The organism is Burkholderia sp. Tr-20390 (assembly GCF_017104595.1).
Lineage (GTDB): Bacteria > Pseudomonadota > Gammaproteobacteria > Burkholderiales > Burkholderiaceae > Burkholderia.
In genome coordinates, this window is sequence record NZ_JAAGPC010000020.1 from 59,547 (window position 1) to 79,627 (window position 20,081).

A 20,081-nucleotide genomic window follows, 5' to 3' on the forward strand; every position below is an offset into this window, starting at 1 on the left:
GACTCCAGGCGGCGCGCGCACCTTGAATGTTCATGAAGCCAATCACTGCTTCGATGAATTCCGATGTGCTTGACGCACTGCTTGTACACAGCGACGACGAATCGGCTATCGACGCGTAAACCAACACGTCCGTCGCTGCCGCACCCGTTGCGCTCCAAGTGAGGCTTGCCGACGCATCGCCATGCCAACAACGACTGGAACCTGAATGGTGAAAAACGCCGAACACGTGAATTTCCACAGCGCGATCGCCTGTGCGCCGGCAGCAAGCGAGCCACTCGAGTACCCGCCCGCATGCGTCTGATCTGCTTTCCGTATGCGGGCGGCTCGGCCGCCGTCTACCGCGCGCTGCAAACCTTGTTGCCCGGCATCGAAGTGCGCCGTCATGAACTTGCCGGCCGGGGCGGCCGCCTGTCCGAGCCTGCCATCCGAGACATGTCGACGCTGGTCGACACGTTGCTGCGCGACCTGGACGACTGCTTCGATCGTCCCTTCGCGCTGCTCGGACACAGCATGGGCGCGGCGATTGCGGCCGAACTGGCCCTGCGGCTTCCCGCGCACGCACGACCGAACCTGCGGCATCTGTTCGTGAGCGCGCGTGCCGCACCGGGCAAGCAGCGCCACGATCGGCGCATGCAGGCGCTGGACGATCGCGCCTTCATCGATGCGCTGCGCGAGATGGGCGGCACACCGAAAGCGGTGCTGGACAACAGCGAACTGATGGCGCTGCTGATGCCGGCGCTGCGTGCGGATTTCACGCTGATCGAAAACCACCGGCCCGTGCCCGGGCCCCGGCTGGCAGTGGATATCACCGCATTCGCGGGCCGGGGGGACAACGAGGTCCCCGTCGATGCCGTTGCCGGCTGGGGCGCCGCGACGACCGGGCGCTTCGATTTTCACGTCATCGAAGGAGATCATTTCTTTCTGAGAAACGAAATGCGGACGATGGCCGGCATCATCGCGGCCCGCCTGCGGCGCGTGGAGCACGCCGCGTCGAGCGCACTGCAGGCATGACGGGCCGATCCTCGCGATCGGCGTGCCGGCCGGTGCCGTGACCGTCGAATGAAAAGACCCGCGCGCCTGATCCGCTCCCCTGCCGAAGCCGCGGGACGGTCAGGCAAGCCGGGAGGCCGCGTCGCTTCCCGGCGCGCGATACTTGGAGTGCCATTGTGCAACGTAATCGAAAGCGAATCCTCGTAACAGGTGGCGCGGGTTTCCTCGGTTCGCATCTTTGCGAGCGCCTGGTCGAACTCGGTCACGACGTCTTGTGCGTCGACAACTATTTCACCGGCACGAAGCAGAACGTCGCGGCGCTGCTCGGCAACCCGAGCTTCGAGGCGCTGCGTCACGACGTCACCTTTCCGTTGTACGTGGAGGTGGACGAGATCTACAACCTCGCCTGCCCGGCTTCGCCGATCCACTATCAATTCGATCCCGTGCAGACCACCAAGACCAGCGTGATGGGCGCGATCAACATGCTGGGGCTCGCCAAGCGCACGCATGCGCGCGTTCTGCAAACCTCGACGAGCGAGGTGTACGGCGACCCCGACGTGCACCCGCAACCGGAAAGTTACCGGGGCAACGTCAACCCGCTCGGGCCGCGCGCCTGCTACGACGAAGGCAAACGTTGCGCGGAGACGCTGTTCTTCGACTATCACCGCCAGCAGAACGTACGCATCAAGGTGGTACGCATCTTCAACACATACGGGCCGCGCATGCATCCCAACGACGGCCGCGTGGTGTCCAACTTCATCGTGCAGGCGCTGCGCGGCGACGACATCACGCTGTATGGCGACGGCAGCCAGACCCGGGCATTCTGCTATGTCGACGACATGGTAGACGGTTTGATCCGGATGATGGCCACGCCCGCAGAGCTCACCGGCCCGATCAACCTTGGCAATCCGCACGAGATCGCGGTCAGCGAACTGGCGCAGATCATCCTGCGCCTGACCGGCTCGAAGTCGCGGCTCGTGTTCCGTCCGCTGCCGAAGGACGATCCGACCCAACGTTGCCCCGACATCAGCCTCGCACGCGCCCACCTCGACTGGGAACCGACGGTCGGGCTCGAAACGGGGCTGCGGCGGACCATCGATTATTTCTGCTCGACCCTCGCTGCCTGACGTCGCACCTGGAAGCCCCGCTTCGACGATCGGAAGGCAATGGCATGACGGGGTGACGTCGCCTGGCCGCTGTCCCATTTTTACGTGACAGACGTGATACGGAGACCATGCTCCAATCCGGTCGTACCGTTAACACCATTGGCCAGGATGAAGCGATTCTCGTGCGCCAGTGTCCATCAATCCGCCTCGCAAGCCGGATCTTCGCGCATGGAAAAACTCGAGTATCTTAAGCAGGTCGAATCGAACGCGCGAACCTACGCAACCTCTTTCCCGCGGCTGTTTACCCATGCCAAGGGCATGCGCGTACGCGACGCCGACGGGCAGGAATACATCGACTGCCTGTCGAATGCGGGCACGCTCGCGCTCGGACACAATCACCCGGAAGTCAATGAAGCCGTGATGCGGTTTCTGTCGTCCGATCAGATGCAACAGGCACTCGACCTGGCGACGCCGGCCAAGCATGCGTTCGTCGAGCAGCTTTTCTCGCTCCTGCCCGGGAAGATCGCCGAACCCGGCAAGATCCAGTTTTGTAGCCCGAGTGGGGCGGACGGCGTCGAAGCGGCGATCAAGCTGACCCGGCACTATACGGGCCGCCCGACGATCATGGCGTTCCACGGCGCCTACCACGGCATGACGGCCGGCGCACTCGCCGTGTCGGGAAACCTCACGCCGAAATCGGCCGGCGGCAATGGACGCGACGTTCATTTCCTGCCCTATCCCTATGCCTTTCGCTGCCCGTTCGGCACCGACGGCTCGGCGACCGATCAACTCAGCATCAACTACATCCGGACCGTCCTGTCCGATCCCGAGAGCGGGATCACCAAACCTGCGGCCATCATCGTCGAAGTCGTGCAAGGCGAAGGGGGCTGCATCCCCGCTCCCGACACCTGGCTGATCGAGTTGCGTGAGCTGACGCTGCGGCATGAAATCCCGTTGATCGTCGATGAAGTGCAGACCGGACTCGGTCGAACCGGCGCGCTGTTCGCTGTCGAACATTCCGGCATCCGGCCGGACGTCCTGGTGCTGTCGAAGGCATTCGGCGGCGGCTATCCGTTATCGGTGGTGGTCTACGACGAGCGCCTGGACACCTGGCCGCCCGGCGCGCATGCCGGCACCTTTCGAGGCAACCAGATTGCGATGGTGGCCGGCTTGTCGACCATGCGCATCGTCGAACGGGAGAATCTGTCGGCACACGCGGACCGGGTCGGCAAGCTGCTGGTGGCCGGCCTCGAGGGGCTTGCCGAACGCTTTCCGTGCCTGGGCCAGATTCGCGGCCGCGGCCTGATGATCGGCGCTGAAGTCGTCGTGCCCGGCACCCATGGACGAACCGGCCCGCCCCACACTGAACGGGCAAAAGCCATCAAGCGGAACTGCCTGCAAAACGGGCTCATCGTCGAAACCGGCGGCCGCAACGGCGCGGTACTCCGGTTCCTGCCGCCGCTGATCGTTTCGGAAGCGGATATCCACGAAATCCTCAATCGCTTCGAGCATGCCGTGGAAACGGCCTGCCGTGCATAGCCGCAACGCGGCGCGACCACGCCGGCCGACCCGTTCGGTTTCGCCGTGATCCACGAACAGGAAAGGACTATTGACGATGCTGGGCATGACGGAACGCAAGCTGCTTGCCGAGGGTAGCTCGCCGTGGCTGCTGGAACCCGTGTCGAACGGCCGTGATCTCGCGCAGGCGGTGAACGACAACCGGGCGGCACTCGAATCCCGGCTGCTGGAACATGGCGCACTGCTGTTTCGCGGCTTCGACGTTTCATCCGTGGGCGGCTTCGAAGCGTTTGCTCACGCGATGTCGGCCCATCAGTCCGACTACGTCTATCGTTCCACGCCGCGCACCTCGATCGGCAACGGCATCTTCACCGCGACCGAGTATCCGCCGAGCGAGACGATCGCCCTTCATTGCGAAAACGCGTATCAACGAAGCTGGCCGCTGAGAGTCGCATTCTGTTGCCTGACGCCGGCCGCGACCGGCGGCGAAACGCCGATTGCCGACATGCGGGAGGTGAGCCGCCGGATCGGGCCACGCCTCCTGGATCAGTTCGAGGCGAAGCAGGTCCGCTATGTCAGGCACTACCGGCGGCACGTCGACATTCCGTGGGAAACCGTATTCCAGACCCGCGACCGCAGCCAGGTTGCCGCCTTCTGCGCGAACAACGGCATCGAGCACGAATGGCTCGACGACGACACGTTGCGCACCGCCCAGGTCAACCAGGGCGTGGCCTACCATCCGGTCACCGGCGACCGGGTGTTCTTCAATCAGGCCCATCTGTTCCATCTGTCGAACCTGGAAGCCTCGCTCGCCCGTTCGATCGTCAGCCTGTTCGGCGAGGATCGCATTCCGCGCAATGCCAGCCATGGCGACGGGAGTCCATTCGATCTCGCCGACCTCGAGCAGATCCGCCACGCGTTCCGCGCATGCGCGATCACGTTCCCATGGCAACGAGGCGACGTCCTGCTGGTCGACAACATGCGCTTCGCGCATGGCCGCAACCCGTTCGAAGGCGAGCGCAAGGTCGTCGTGTCACTGCTGGACCCGTACGCGCCCGACCTCGCAGGAAGCGCCGATCGTTAGCAAGCGCGAGCGTGCACCTCAACAACAATCCGTATTGATCAAGTGCGCGAAACGCCGTGTCCTTGGATTACGGGGCAGACGTCGGATTAGAGCGATGCTCTAATTTCAATACCGTCCGATGAAGCACGCTTGGCGGGATCGCCACGACCGGTCCTGAGATATTCAACGTTTAGAAGACAACGAAGGTTGAGCATGCTTCCCGATACAAAATTCAGGACTGTTACAGAAATTCTGTTGTTTCGCGGCAAAGTCGAACCGGACAAGACCGCATTCATTTTTCTCGAGAACGGCGAAGCGGAACTGACCCGGCTCACGTTCGGTGACCTCGACAAGCGGGCGCGCGGCATCGCCGCCAGGCTGCAGGACATCGCGCAACCGGGTGATCGCGTCCTGCTGGTCTATCCGCCCGGGCTGGAATTCATCTGCGCATGGGTGGGGTGCCTGTACGCCGGCCTGATCGGCGTACCTGCGTATCCACCGCGCAGGCATCGCCCCGCCGACCGTCTCAAGGCCATCGTCGCCGATGCCGGGCCGGTCGTCGCGCTGACCGATGCAGCCACACTCGACGGCATCGCGCATCACGCGGACGGCTATTCCGACACGCTGGAACTGAAGATTCTCGCGACGGACCAGCGCTTCGACGCGCCGGCCGAACACTGGCGCGCACCGGACATCACGCCGCAGACACTGGCGCTTCTGCAATACACGTCAGGCTCCACCGGTACGCCTAAAGGCGTGATGATCAGTCATGCGAACATCCTGAGCAACATGGCGGTCATCGCCGAGGCGAGCGATGCCGATGCGTCGACGGTGTTCGTCAGCTGGCTCCCGGTGTTTCACGACATGGGGTTCTTCGGGAAGGTGCTGCTGCCGATCTATCTCGGCGTGCTGTCGGTGCTGATGGCGCCCGCGGCGTTCGTGCAGAAGCCCTTCCGCTGGCTGCAGGCCATCACGAAGTATCGCGGCACGCATTGCGCCGCGCCGGATTTCGCGTATGACCTGTGCGCGCGCAAAGTCTCCGATGACGCGCGCGCGCAACTCGATCTGGGCAGCTGGCGTGTCGCGTTCAACGGCGCGGAACCGGTACGCGCGGAGTCGGTGGCGCGTTTTTCACGCGCCTTCGCCGCATGCGGCTTCCACGCGCACACCATGCGCCCGGTCTACGGGATGGCCGAGGCGACCTTGTTCATCTCCGGTCAGCCCGCACGCTCGCTGCCGCGCGTGGCGGACTACGACGCCGACGGCCTCGCGCAAGGCGTGGCGACGAGAAGCGACTCCGGCAAGCGCCACGCGCTGGTCTCTTGCGGTCGGACCTGGGCGGAGCACCGCCTGCGGATCGTGAATCCGGATACCGGTGAGCGCTGCCCGCCCGGCCGGATCGGCGAAATCTGGCTGACCGGCCCGAGCGTCGGCGTCGGCTACTGGAACCGCGCCGAGGAAACGGAACGCACCTTCGGCGCGAAGCTGGATGGCGACGACGCACGGTACCTGCGCACGGGCGATCTCGGTTTCGTCGATGGCGAGGATCTGTTCGTCACCGGCCGTTTGAAAGACCTGATCATCGTCGCCGGCCGCAATCACTACCCGCAGGATCTCGAACAAACCGCGGAGGGAAGCCACCCCGCGCTGGCGCCGAATGCATCGGCGGCTTTCTCGATCAACGTCGACAACGTGGAGCGGATCGTCGTCGCCTGTGAAGTGCGCCGGGAAGCGCTCAACTCGCTGGACGCGGAAGCCGTCGCCGCGGAGATCCGCCGCACGCTCGCCGAAGCGCACGACGTCGATCTGTATGCGGCTGTGCTGTTGAAGCCCGCCACGATCCTGCGCACGTCCAGCGGAAAAATCCAGCGGAGCCGGATCCGGCAGGCATTCATCGATGAGCAGGGGCTCGCGATCGCGGGCGAGTGGCGCCGTGCGTTCTCCGCGCCGCCGGCCGCCCCGCAAACGGCCACGCCACGCGACACGCAAGCGCTGGTGCAATGGTGCGTCGAGCGTATCTCGCGTCTGTCGGGAATCGACGCCGGCAAGATCGACCCCGACGCACCGTTCAGCATCCACGGGCTCGATTCGAAGGACGCCATCCAGCTCTCGGGCGAGTTGCAGGACTGGCTCGGGCGGCCGGTTTCCCCGACCGTCGTCTACGATTTTCCGAGTATTTCGCTGCTGGCGCGCCATTTGAGCGGCACCGGGCATGCCACGCCGGACCCGGCGCCCGGCTCGGACGCAGCACGCGCGGATATCGCGATCGTCGGCATGGGATGCCGTTTCCCCGGCGCCGGCAATCCCGACGCATTCTGGCAGCTGCTGCTGGAGGGCCGGGACGCGGTCGGCGCGTCGACGCAGCGCGGCGCCGACCTTCCGCCCGCCGGACTGCTGGAACAGGTCGATCAGTTCGATGCGGCTTTCTTCGGCATCAGCGCCCGCGAAGCCGAATCGATGGATCCGCAACAGCGTCTGCTGCTGGAGGTGGCCTGGGAGACGCTCGAGCATGCGGGGATCGCACCCGGCAGTCTCGCCGGCGGCCGCACCGCGGTCATCGTCGGCATCAGCAATTCGGACTACATCCGGCTGGCGCAGGACGAAGTCGCGGACGTCGGCCCTTATGTCGCGACGGGCAATGCGCTCAGCGTCGCCGCCAACCGCATTTCCTACGCGCTCGATTTGCGTGGCCCGAGCTGGGCGGTCGATACCGCGTGTTCGTCGTCGCTCGTCGCGGTGCATCAGGCGTGCCGCGCACTGCAGCGCGGCGAGTCCGATGCGGCGCTGGCCGGCGGGGTCAACCTGATTCTCGCGCCGCAATTGAGCGCGTCCTTCACGCAAGCGGGCATGCTGTCGCCGGATGGCCGATGCAAGGCGTTCGATGCATCAGCGAACGGTTATGTGCGCGGCGAAGGCGTGGGCATGGTGCTGCTCAAGCGGCTCGATGATGCGCTCGAGAACGGCGACACCGTGTTCGCCGTGATCCGCGGCTCGGCGGTGAACCAGGATGGACGCAGCCATGGCCTGACCGCGCCCAACGGCCCGGCCCAGCAGGCCGTGATTCATAGTGCGCTGCGCGATGCCGGCGTACGCGCGCAGGACATCGGCTTCGTCGAGGCGCACGGGACGGGCACGCCGCTCGGCGACCCGATCGAATTGAACGCGCTGGCGGCCGTGCTGAACGACTCCCGCCGGCCGGACGATCACTGCTGGATCGGCTCGGTCAAGACCAACATCGGCCACCTGGAATCGGCGGCGGGCATCGCCAGCCTGATCAAGACCGCCCTTGCGCTACACCATCGCGCCATTCCGCCGAACCTCCATTTCCGGTCGATCAATCCGCAGATCGCGCTCGACGGCACGCCGTTCCGCATGCCGCAGCAGGTCACGCCGTGGCATTCGGAACACGGGCCGCGCGTGGCCGGCGTCAGTTCGTTCGGCTTCGGCGGCACCAACGCGCACCTGATCCTGTCCGAAGCGCCCCTGCCCGCGGAGATCGAAGCCGACCCGTCAGCGCCGGCGGCGCGCGTCGTGACGCTCTCCGCGCGCACGCCGGAAGCGTTGCAAGCACTGGCTGCGTCCTATGCGGCCTATCTCGACGCCCATCCCGAGGCCCGTGTGCGGGATGTCGCATTCACGGCCAATACCGGGCGCACTCACTTCACGCGGCGGGCGGCCATCGTCGCATCGAGTCTCGATTCATTGCGTTCGCAACTTTGTGCCGTTTCGTGCCGCGAGCCTGCGGAAACACCGCCTGCGGTGACATTCCACTTCTGCGCCGACGACGGCGGCAGCGCCGATGCGGTTCGGCAATTGCGCTCGGCCTGCCCCGCTTTCGACGCGCTGATGCAGCGGCAATCCGAGACGCCCGGGCTCGCCCCCGCCGACGCTGGGTTCACGGCATTCCAGCGCGCGCTCGCGCAACTGTGGATGTCGTTCGGCATCACGCCGGATGCCGTCAGCAGCGCGGGCGACGGGCATCGCGCCGCAGCCTCGTGGGCGGACGTGCCGCAGGCGCCGGACGGCGGTGCGGCAGGACACCCCGGCATCGTGATCGAAATCGGCACGCACACGGCCGCGTGGGACGCGATCCTGCACACGCTCGCCGCGCTGTACGTACGCGGCGCGTCCATCGACTGGGATGCCGTGGAGCAAGGCGCACCGCACCGCCGGCTCGCCTTGCCGACCTACCCGTTCGAGCGTCGCGGCTTCTGGATCACGCCGCATGCGCCCCGGCATCCGTTGCTCGGGCGCCTCATGGAGCAGCACGCGCATGCGCCGGCCACGTGGATCTGGCAATCGCGTCTCGATGCGCCGGCCACCACCTTTCTCGACGGTCATCGCGTCAAGGGCTCGCCCGTCCTGCCCTATTCCGCGTTCGTGGAAATGGCGCTGTCGGCCACGTCGGAAATCGGCGCTGCCGGCCATACGACGTTGAAGGACCTCGCGCTGCATGCGCCGTTGCCGCTGCATCCGCATGCATCGCGCACCGTGCAGACCGTGCTGAGCCGCCGGTCCTGGGGACCGTTTTCGTTTGCCGTCTATCACCGGATCGACGACACCCGCGCCGCCGCGACGTGGCAGATGTGCGCGAGTGCCGAGATTCACGAATCGGATCGGAGCCACGCATGAAATTCGGCCTGATGTTCTTCGCCAGCAGTGAAGAGGCGCTGTCCGGCAACAAGTACCAGCTCGTGATGGAAAGCGCGCGCTTCGCCGATGCGAACGGGTTTTCCAGCGTCTGGGTGCCGGAGCGCCATTTCACCGAATTCGGCTCGCTGTACCCGAATCCCGCCGTCCTGCACGCCGCGCTCGCGGCCGCCACCCAGCGCGTGAAGCTGGTCGCGGGCAGCGTGGTCGCGGCGCTGCACAACCCGATCCGGATCGCGGAAGAATGGTCGATGGTGGACAACCTGTCGAACGGCCGCGTGGGCGTGTCGTTCGCGTCCGGATGGAATCCGGACGACTTCGTGTTCGCCCCGGACAAATATGCGAGCCGGCAGGACGACATGCTGGCGACGATGCGCACGGTCCAGCATCTGTGGCGCGGCGGCATGCTGGACGCGACGAACGGCGTCGGCAAGCCGGTGCGATTGCGCATCTATCCGACGCCGGTGCAGCCGGAGCTGCCCGTGTGGGTGACCGCCGCGAGCAATCCGCAGACGTTCGTGCGCGCCGGCGAAACCGGCGCCAACCTGCTGACCCACGTGCTCGACCAGGATCGCGACCAGCTCGCGCACAAGATCGCCCTCTACCGCGACGCGCGCGCGAAGCACGGCTTCGATCCGGCGGCCGGCACCGTGTCCGTGATGCTGCACACGTTCGTCGGCGACGATGCGGCGCAGGCGCGCGAACAGGCGCGCGTGCCGTTCTGCAACTACATCCGCGGCAATATCGGGCTGTTGAACGGGCTGGCGCAGAGTCGCGGCCAGTCGGTGGACGTGCGCGCGATGGGCGCGCGCGAACTGGACGAGTTCGTCGAGTTTCTCTATGAACGCTTCGCGCAATCGCGCGGGCTCATCGGCACGCCGGAAACCTGCGTCGACCTGGTGCGGGATCTCGCGTCGATCGGCGTGGATGAGGTGGCCTGCCTGCTCGATTTCGGTCCGCCGGTCGAGCGGATCCTCGGCAATCTTCCGCAGTTGCGCCGACTGCGGGAGATGTGCGCCCCCAGGCGCTCCGCCGCGCCGACGCGATTCGATGCCGCCGAGGTGCAGGCGCGCTGCCCGGACACGACGTCGGGCGCGGACTTCAACGGCGAAATCCGGCAGCATGGCGTGCAGATCGACGGCGTGTTCGACGCGATCCAGCAGATCTGGCGCACGACCGGCGAGGCGCTGGGGAAAATCAGCCTGCCGGCCGACGCGCTGGCGTCGTCGCCCTATCAGATCCACCCCGCCTTTCTCGACGCGTGCAGCCGCGTGCTCGCCGCCGCCATCGACCCGGACGCGCTGGAGGCCGGCGACCTGTACCTGCCCAGCTCGATCGGTGCGGTGCGGATTCATCAGCCGCCGTCGTCGGCCGACGCATGGAGTCACGCCACGCTGCGCAAGCCGGTCGGGCACGGCGCGCTGGAGGGTGATATCCGCGTCCATGACCTCGCCGGGCGACTGCTGATCGAGATCGATGCGCTGCGGTTGCAGCAGGTGCGTGCCGGGCGCGCCGGCGAGCGGCACGACTTCGCCGCGCTGCTTTATCAACGCGTCTGGAGACCGTCGAACGTCGACGCGGCCACCGGCGGTTCGGCGCACGGCGAATGGCTGATTCTCGCGGACCGTGGCGGCGTGGGCGCGCAACTGTCGGCGCTGCTGGAAAGCGCAGGCGATACGTGCACGCTGCGCTTCGCCGACGCGACGCCGGACCTGCCCGCGCCCGACCGCCCGCTGAAGGGCGTCATCCACCTGTGGAGTCTCGATCTCGCGCCCGCCGACATCGCGGCGAGACGGCGTGCCAGCGCGAGCGTGCTGCACCTGGTCAGGGCGCTTGCGTCACGCGCGCCGTCGGCCCGGCAGGCGCGTCTGTGGCTGGTGACGTCGGGCGCGATGCATGTTCTGGAGGGCGAATCGATCGCCGTCGCGCAGGCGCCCCTGTGGGGATTGGGCCGCGCGATCGCGGTGGAGCATGCGGCGCTGTGGGGCGGGCTCGTCGACCTCGATCCCGCGCAGCCGTCGGCGGCGCACATCGCGCAAGCGGTACAGGCGGGCGGCCGGGAAGACATGATCGCGTTTCGCCGCGACCAGCGCTACGTCGCGCGCATCGCCCGCGACAATCGCGAATTCGTCAGCCACCGGCCGATCCGGTTCCACGATGACGCAACGTATCTCGTGACCGGCGGGCTCGGCGGGCTCGGCCTGCGGCTCGCGTCCTGGCTCGCCGACCACGGCGCCGGGAAAATCGTGCTGCTGGGGCGCGGCGAGCCTTCCGCCGCGCACGAGAAAATCCTGCGCACGCTCGACGCGCGGTTCATTCGCGCCGACCTGTCGCGTCGCGAGGACGTCGAGCAGGCGCTCGGTGAAATCGCGCATTCGATGCCGCCGCTCAAAGGGGTCTTTCACCTCGCCGGCGCGCTCGACGATGCGCTGCTGACGCGCCAGGACGACGACGCGTTCCATCGCGCCGGCAGCGGCAAGGCCGACGGCGCCTGGTATCTGCACGAGCTGACGGCCGGCTTGCCGCTCGACCATTTCGTGCTGTTCTCGTCGATGGCCGCGCTGATCACCATGCCGGGCCAGGGCAACTACGCGGCGGCGAACAGCTTCCTCGACGCGCTCGCCCAGCATCGGCGCGCGCAGGGGCAACCGGGGCTCAGCGTCAATTGGGGGCCGTGGGCCGAGATCGGCCATGCCGCCACCGACTACGGACGCCGCGCGCACGAACAACTCGGCGCGCTCGGCGTCGGCACGCTGCCGCCCGAGCTGGCCATCGCGACGCTGGAACGGCTGATGGCGTCCGGCGTCGCCCAGTCCGGGGTCGCGCAAATCGACTGGCCGACCCTGTTCCGGGTCGATGCGCCGGCTGCCGGGTCCGCGCTGTTTTCCGAGCTGGCGCAACCGGCCGCGCAGCCCGTGCAGCAGGACACGGCGTTGCTGCGCCAGCTGCATGCATGCGCGCCGCGCGAGCGGGTCGAGCTCGTCACCGACACGCTCGCCGCGATGCTCGCCGAGACCTTGCGTCTGTCCGGCCCCGACGCCATCGCGCCCGAGCAATCGCTGCTCGATCTCGGCCTGGATTCGCTGGTCGCGCTCGAACTGACCGATCGCCTCACCAAGGTGTTCGGCCGGCCGTTTCGCGCGACGCTGTTCTTTTCCTATCCGAACCTGCGGGCGCTCGCCCGGTACGTGCTCAACGAACTGTCGCCGTCGCTCCCCGCGCCGGCCGTCGACGAAGCATCCGACGACCTCGACGAGGACGACCTTTCCGAACTGATCGCCCAGGAGATCGGCGCCCAATGAACGCCAAGGCCACGCATGCACTGAAAGCCGCGCTCGACGAATTGCGCCTGCGGCGCGCGGAAATCGCGGCGCTGCGTTCGGACCGCAACGAGCCGATCGCCGTCATCGGCATGGCTTGCCGCTTCCCCGGCCGCAGCGATACGCCGGACGCGTTCTGGCAACTGCTCGACGGCGCGCGCGATGCCGTCACCGAAGTGCCGGGCGAACGCTGGGACATCGATCGCTACTACGACCCCGATCCGTCCGCGCCCGGCAAGATGGCGACCCGCCACGGCGCCTTTCTCGAACGCGTGGATCAATTCGACGCGGCGTTCTTCGGGATCGCGCCGCGCGAAGCGACCTACCTCGATCCGCAACAACGGCTCCTGCTCGAAGTGGCGTGGGAGGCGCTCGAGAACGCTCATCTCGCGCCCGAGCGCTTCCGGCAGTCCGCCACGGGCGTGTACGTCGGCATCACCTGCTTCGACCACGCGATCCAGGTGTCCAACGCGTCGATGCCGTCGAGCAGCTACGCGGGCACGGGCAGCGCGCTGAACATGGCCGCGGGCCGGCTGTCGTTCGTGCTGGGACTCACCGGCCCGAGCATGGCGATCGATACCGCCTGCTCGTCGTCGCTGGTGTGCCTGCACCTGGCCTGCGAAAGCCTGCGCTCGCGCGAAACCGGCATGGCGCTCGCGGGCGGCGTCAACCTGATGCTGTCGCCCGAGGTCATGGTCAGTTTCTCGCAGGCGCGCATGCTGTCGCCGGACGGCCGCTGCAAGACCTTCGACGCGGCGGCGGACGGCTACGTGCGCGGCGAAGGGTGCGGCATGGTGGTGCTCAAGCGCCTCGCCGACGCGCTCGCCGACGGCGACCGCGTGCTCGGCATCGTGCGCGGCACGGCGGTCGACCAGGGCGGCGCGGGCGGCGGGCTGACCGTGCCGAGCCGCGATTCGCAGGAACGGGTGATCCGCCGGGCACTGAACCAGGCCGGCCTCGCGCCCGGCGACGTTTCCTATGTCGAGGCCCACGGTACCGGGACGTCCCTCGGCGACCCGATCGAGGTCGAAGCGCTGGCCGGCGTCTACGGCCCCGGGCGCGCGGCGGACGAGCCGCTCGTGATCGGTTCGGTCAAGACCAATATCGGGCATCTGGAGTCGGCTTCCGGCATCGCCGGCCTGATCAAGGTCCTGCTGTCGTTCGAGCACGACCGGATTCCGCCGCACCTGCATTTCACCCGACCCAATCCGCATACGCCGTGGCAGGACATCCCGATTCGCGTCGCCGCCGATCCGGTCACGTGGCAGCGCGGGGAACGCCGGCGCATCGCCGGGGTGAGCGCGTTCGGATTCAGCGGCACCAATGCCCACGCGATCGTCGAGGAACCGCCCGTCGCGCCGGCACACGCCGCGCAGCGCGCGCTGCTGCTGCTGTCGGCACGATCCGAAGCGGCGCTGGCGGCGCTCGTGCAGCGCTACGAGCGCGCGATCGACGGCGCGACGCCGCGGGAGCTGGCCGCCATCTGCCGCGCCGCCGCCACCGGACGAAGTCACTATCCGTTTCGCGCGGCCTGTGTGTCGGGCGTGTGGGCAGCGTCGGCGGCAGCGGCGCGCACGGGCAAGGCGTTGCGCGTGGGCTTCATGTTCGGCGCGGCGGACACCGGCGCCGCGCGCGCGCTCCACGCGTCGGAACCGCTGTTCCGCGATGCGTTCGCGCGTTGCACGGTGCCGCTGGACGCAGTCGAAACCGACGCGGGCCGCTTCGCGATCCAGTTCGCGTGGGCCGAACTGTGGAAGGAATGGGGCATCCGCCCAGCCGTCGTGTCGGGCCACGGTATCGGCGAATATGTCGCGGCCTGCGTGGCGGGCGTCGTGAGCGTGGCCGACGCGCTGCGCGTCGTGGCCGCCCGTTCGGATGCCGAAGCGTTGCGCGCCGTGCTTCAGGACATCTCGCTCGCACGGCCGTCGGTCCGCCTGATTTCCGGCTGTCTCCGCGCCGAAGTGACCGACGAGGTGACACACCCGTCGTACTGGTTGCAACTGGCCGGCGCATCGGATCAAGCCGACGCGCCGCCCCCGCCGGAAGGGCTCGCCGACGGCTGGCTGCCGCCGCCCTGCGCGGGCGATGCACTGGAACACGCACTCGCGGCGCTGTACGTGCAGGGCGCGCAGTTCGACTGGCGCGCGCTGTTCCCGGCGCCCGCCCAGCCCGCCACGACCCTGCCGAACTACCCGTTCGAGCGGCAGCGCTTCAGCCTGGAGAAGACCCCGTCGCCCGTCGTCGGCATGGATGCGGGCAGCATCGACGCCGCGGTGCGGCACCTCAAGTCGTCCGGCAAGTACCCGGAGGACCTGCTGAACGCGTTTCCTGACCTGCTCAGGACGGCATTCGCCTCCGCCGAAACCACCGCGTCGAACGAAAGCCCGCTCTATCACGTGGTGTGGGAGCCGCAGGCCGCGTTGCCGTCGGCACCGATCGCCGCCGACGCGTCCCCGTGGCTGATCTTCGCGGACGCGAGCGGTGCCGGCGAGCGGCTTGCGGCGCTGCTGCGCGCGCGCGGCGCAGCCTGCTCGCTGGTGCGCCCCGGCCTCGACTATGTCGCCGACGTGGAAGCGGGCTGGCAGGTCGCGCCCGAACGGCCGGACGACTTCGTCCGCCTGCTGAACGAGACCGCCGCCCCCGGCCAGCGCATCGTCTTTCTGTGGGCGCTGGACGAGGCCGTCGGCGAGACGCGCATGTCCACGGCGCTGCTGCATCTCGTGCATGCACTGGTCGGCGGCGAGCGCGAGTGGACGCCTTCGACCCGGCCCAGGATCTCGGTGGTCACGCGCGACGCGGTGGAAGCCGGCGCAGCGCCGCAGGTATCCGGGCTCGCGCAGGCTGCGCTGTCGGGCCTGGCGCGCGGGGCGATGATCGAGCATCCGGAATGGTTCGGCACCGCGATCGATCTCGATCCGGCCGCGCCGGAAGACGAGACGCAGGCACTGCTCCACGAGCTGCTCGGCGAGAGCCGCGAGGAACAAGTGGCATTGCGGCACGGCATGCGCCATGCCGCGCGCCTGAGCCCGCTCGCGCCAGCCGAAACCGCCGCGCTGCCGGTCGACCCGGACGCGGCCTACCTGATCACCGGCGGGTTCGGTGCGCTCGGGCTGCACACCGCCCGGTGGCTGGCGGCGCGCGGCGCACGCACGCTGATCCTGGTCGGCCGGCAAGGGGCCGCGAGCGACGAGAGCCGGCGGGCGATCGCCGAGCTGAGTGAGCGCAACGTATCGCTGCGCTGCGAGCGCGTCGATATCGCCGACCCCGCCGCGGTCGCTGCTTTCTTCGCCGCGCTCCGGCGCGACGGCGTGCCGCTGCGGGGCATCGTGCACGCGGCCGGCGTCGTCGGCTACAAGCCGATCATGCAGGTCGGGCGCGAGGAGCTGGACGCGGTGCTGCAACCGAAGGTCGCCGGCGCGTGGCTGCTCCATCAGCACAGCGGGCACTTTCCGCTCGATTTCTTCGTCCTGTTTTCGTCGATCGCGTCCGCGTGGGGTTCGCGCGAGCAGGCGCACTACAGCGCCGCGAACCGCTTCCTCGACGCGCTCGCGCATCATCGTCGCGGCCAGGGCCTGCCGGCGCTGAGCGTGAACTGGGGGCCGTGGGCGGATGGCGGCATGACGTTCCCCGAGGCGGAAGCGCTGCTGCGGCGGGTCGGCATCCGGTCGCTGGCGGCGGATCGCGCGCTCGACGTGCTGAATCGCCTCCCCGCCGTGCCCCAGGTCGCGGTCGTCGATATCGACCTGGCGCTGTTCCAGGGCTCCTACGAGGCGCGCGGACCCAGGCCGTTCCTCGACCGCGTGCGAGTGGCCCAAAGCGCGCCCGGCGCGACGGCGATGCCGGCGTTGAGCGACGCGTCGCCGCGCGAGCGCAAGCGCCTGCTGGCGGACAGCATCGATCGCGCGGTGGCCCAGGTGCTCGGCTACGACGCGGGGACGCTGGATCGCGATCTCGGCTTCTTCGAGATGGGCATGGATTCACTGATGGCGCTGGACGTGCGCACGCAGCTCGAAACCGCACTGGGCATTCCGTTGTCGGTCGCGCTGTTGTTCGATCATCCGACGGTCAACGCCCTCGCGGATTTCCTCGCGGAGCAGGCGTCAGGCACGGCGGCGGACGCACACACGTCACCGGCACCGGCGCAGGCCATGCCGCCGCAGCCGCAGCCGCGACCGCTCGCGCCGGCCATCGAGGCCCGCGAGGCCGGTACGCCGGAGCCGATCGCGATCGTCGGCATGAGTTGCCGGTTTCCGGGCGCCGCGCACGATCTCGACGCCTACTGGAACTTGCTGAACGACGGGGTGGATGCGATCTCCGAAGTGCCGCGCGAGCGCTGGGACATCGACGCGTACTACGATTCCGATCCGGAAGCGCCGGGGCGGATGTATTGCCGCTTCGGCGGTTTTCTCGACGACGTCGACCAGTTCGATCCGGCGTTCTTCCGCATCACGCCGCGCGAAGCGAACGCGATGGACCCGCAGCAGCGGCTGTTGCTCGAAGTCAGTCACGAAGCGCTGGAGCATGCCGGCATTCCGGTCGACAGTCTCAAGGGCAGCCGGACCGGCGTGTTCGTCGGCATCACCACCAACGATTACGCGAACCTGCAGCTTCGCAACGGCGGCGGCAGCGGCATCGACGGCTATTTCTTCACCGGCAATCCGCTGAACACGGCGGCCGGCCGCATCTCCTATGGACTGGGCGTGCAGGGGCCGAGCATGGCGATCGACACCGCCTGCTCGTCGTCGCTCACCGCGATCCATACCGCCAGCCAGAACCTGCGCAGCGGCGAGTGCGATCTCGCCATCGCGGGTGGCGTCAACCTGATCCTGTCGCCGGACAACTCCATCGCCGTCTCGCGCACGCGGGCGCTGGCGCCAGACGGCCGCTGCAAGACCTTCGACGCGTCCGCGGACGGCTTCGTGCGCAGCGAAGGCTGCGGCGCGCTGGTGCTCAAGCGCCTGTCCGACGCGCTCGCCGCGGGCGATCGCGTGCTGGCCGTGCTGCGGGGTTCGGCCGTCAACCACGACGGCGCGTCGAGCGGCTTTACCGCGCCGAACGGACGGGCGCAGGAAGCCGTGATCCGCCAGGCGCTGGGCGGGCTGCCCGCCGCGTCCATCGATTACGTGGAAGCGCACGGCACCGGCACCCCGCTCGGCGATCCGGTCGAATTGCAGGCGCTGGCGACGGTATTCGGCGATGGCCGTGATGAAGGTCGGCGGCTGCGCGTCGGCTCGGTGAAAACCAACATCGGCCACACGGAGTCCGCCGCCGGCATCGCGGGCGTCATCAAGGTCGTGCTGTCGCTGAACCACGACCGCCTGCCCGCCCACCTGCATTTCCGCCAGCCGAGCCCGCTGGTGCAATGGGACGCGCTGCCCCTCGAGATCTGCGCCGAGGCGAGCGCGTGGCCGCGCGGCGAGCAGCCGCGGCGAGCCGGCGTCAGCGCGTTCGGCGCGAGCGGCACCAATGCCCACCTGGTGCTCGAAGAAGCGCCCGCGTCGGCGCGGCCGGTGACACCGTCCAGGCACAAGGTGCATCCGCTGGTGCTGTCGGCCAAGACCCCTGCGGCGTTGCGCGAGCTGGTCGGGCGCTATCAGCGACGGCTCGAAGCCGAACCCGGTCTCGACATCGCGGCCGTGGCCTTTTCGGCGGCGACCGGCCGCTCGCATTTCGCGCATCGGCTCGCGTGGCCGGTGACGTCGCTCGACGACGCCCTCGACAAGCTGCGCGCCTTCCACGCGAAGGAACCCGCCGGCACGACGCAGCCCGCGCCCCGCGTGAAGATGGCCTTCCTGTTCACCGGCCAGGGTTCGCAATACGCCGGCATGGGCCGCCGCCTGTACGACGCGTATCCGGTGTTCCGCGACGCCATCGACCGCTGCCGCGCGGTGGCCGATGCGCTGCTCGACAAGCCGTTGCTCGACGTGCTGTCGGCCCCGGGCGAGGACATCCACCAGACCGGCTACAGCCAGCCGGCCCTGTTCTCGCTGCAGTACGCGCTCGCCACGTTGCTGGCGTCGTTCGGGGTGGTGCCCGACGCCGTGATGGGCCACAGCGTCGGCGAGTACGCGGCGGCTTGCGCGGCCGGCGTCTTCTCGCCGGAAGACGGCCTGCGGCTGATCGCCGAACGCGGCCGGCTGATGCAGGCGTTGCCCCGCGACGGCGAAATGGCGGCGATTTTCACCGACCTCGCCACCGTCGAGCGCGCGATCGAAGCGTGGCCGCACGAAGTCGCGGTAGCGGCCGTCAACGGCCCGGCGAGCATCGTGATCTCCGGCAAGCGCGAGCGCATCGCGACGCTGGTCGACGCGTTCGCCGCGCGGGACATCCGGTCCGTGCCGCTCAATACGTCGCACGCGTTTCACTCGCCGCTGCTCGAGCCGATGCTGGACCGCTTCCAGGCGGCGGCGAAAGCCGTGCCCGTCGCCCGCCCGGCGATCCCGTTCTATTCGAATCTCACGGGCGCCGTGATGGACGACGCGCCCACCGACCTGTACTGGCGCCGGCACTGCCGGGAGCCGGTGCAGTTCGCGCGCAGCGTCGAGCGCCTCGCCGAAGCCGGTTTCAACGTGCTGGTCGAAATCGGCCCCAAGCCGGTGCTCGTCAACCTGGCCCGCGCGTGCTGTGCGCCGGACGCCGGGATCCAGTTCCTTGCCCTGCAGCGGCCGCAAGTCGAGCAGCAAGCGCTGATCGAAACGCTGTCGACCCTGTATGCCCGCGGCGTCGAGGTCGACTGGGCCCCGACCGAAACACCCGCGCCCGCACGCATTGCATTGCCGTCCTATCCCTTCCAACGCAGCCGTACCTGGTTCCAGAAAGCGGACACGTCCATGACTCAGACAAGCGCATCACCCCTCGCCACCGCACCGACGCACCATCGCAGCGGCGAGGTGCTCGAATGGCTTCGCGGCAAGATCGGCGAATTGATCCAGGCCGATCCCGACACCATCAACATCGAACTGCCCTTCCTGGAGATGGGCGCCGACTCGATCGTGCTGATCGAGGCCATCCGGCACATCGAGGCGGAGTACGGCGTGAAGCTGGCCATGCGCCGCTTCTTCGAAGACCTGGCGACGGTGCAGGCGCTCGCCGAATATGTCGCGGACAACCTGCCGGCGGCCGCCGCGCCGACCGGGGCCGAGGCCGTGGGCGCTACCGAGGCTGTGGCGGAACCGTCCACGGCGGCGGTGGCGGTCGCGGTCGCGCCGTCCGCGCAGGCGCTTGCGCCGCTCGCCGCCGCCGCCCCAGTGGAATGGGTCGCGGCCGAAGGCGGCTCCACGGTCGAGCGCGTGTTGCGGGAGCAGAATCAGCTGCTGTCCCACGTGATGAGCCAGCAGATGGAACTGCTGCGCACGTCGCTGACCGGGCAGGCCGGCGTCCGGCCGGCTACGGCCGCCGCGCAAGCCGTCGCGAGCACGGCGAGCGTCGCCCCCA

General features: G+C 68.4%; 7 protein-coding genes. All 7 read left to right on the forward strand.

What is annotated here, in order from left to right:
* Nucleotides 1-165: 165 nt before the first annotated feature.
* On the forward strand, nucleotides 166-1,011 hold the full coding sequence (locus G3N98_RS08695) for an alpha/beta fold hydrolase (RefSeq protein ID WP_241025813.1): 846 nt from the start codon (nucleotides 166-168) through the stop codon (nucleotides 1,009-1,011).
* A 155-nt stretch (nucleotides 1,012-1,166) separates the two neighbouring features.
* Nucleotides 1,167-2,117, forward strand: a complete 951-nt coding sequence (locus tag G3N98_RS08700; protein ID WP_206147932.1) for a UDP-glucuronic acid decarboxylase family protein — start codon at nucleotides 1,167-1,169, stop codon at nucleotides 2,115-2,117.
* A 207-nt stretch (nucleotides 2,118-2,324) separates the two neighbouring features.
* A complete protein-coding gene (locus G3N98_RS08705) occupies nucleotides 2,325-3,635 on the forward strand; it encodes a diaminobutyrate--2-oxoglutarate transaminase family protein (protein WP_206147933.1) in 1,311 nt (436 codons plus the stop codon).
* A 76-nt stretch (nucleotides 3,636-3,711) separates the two neighbouring features.
* Nucleotides 3,712-4,698 (forward strand): TauD/TfdA family dioxygenase, encoded by a 987-nt coding sequence (locus G3N98_RS08710; protein WP_206147934.1) that lies wholly within the window; start codon nucleotides 3,712-3,714, stop codon nucleotides 4,696-4,698.
* A gap of 192 nt (nucleotides 4,699-4,890) precedes the next feature.
* Nucleotides 4,891-9,309, forward strand: a complete 4,419-nt coding sequence (locus G3N98_RS08715) for a beta-ketoacyl synthase N-terminal-like domain-containing protein (RefSeq protein WP_206147935.1) — start codon at nucleotides 4,891-4,893, stop codon at nucleotides 9,307-9,309.
* Complete coding sequence (locus G3N98_RS08720) at nucleotides 9,306-12,629, forward strand: bifunctional LLM class flavin-dependent oxidoreductase/SDR family oxidoreductase (RefSeq protein ID WP_206147936.1); 3,324 nt, start codon at nucleotides 9,306-9,308, stop codon at nucleotides 12,627-12,629. Before G3N98_RS08715 ends, G3N98_RS08720 begins: the two co-directional genes overlap by 4 nt.
* Nucleotides 12,626-20,081, forward strand: a 7,456-nt coding sequence (locus G3N98_RS08725) for a type I polyketide synthase (RefSeq protein ID WP_206147937.1), incomplete at its 3' end; no start/stop codon positions are given. The genes G3N98_RS08720 and G3N98_RS08725, both read left to right, overlap by 4 nt.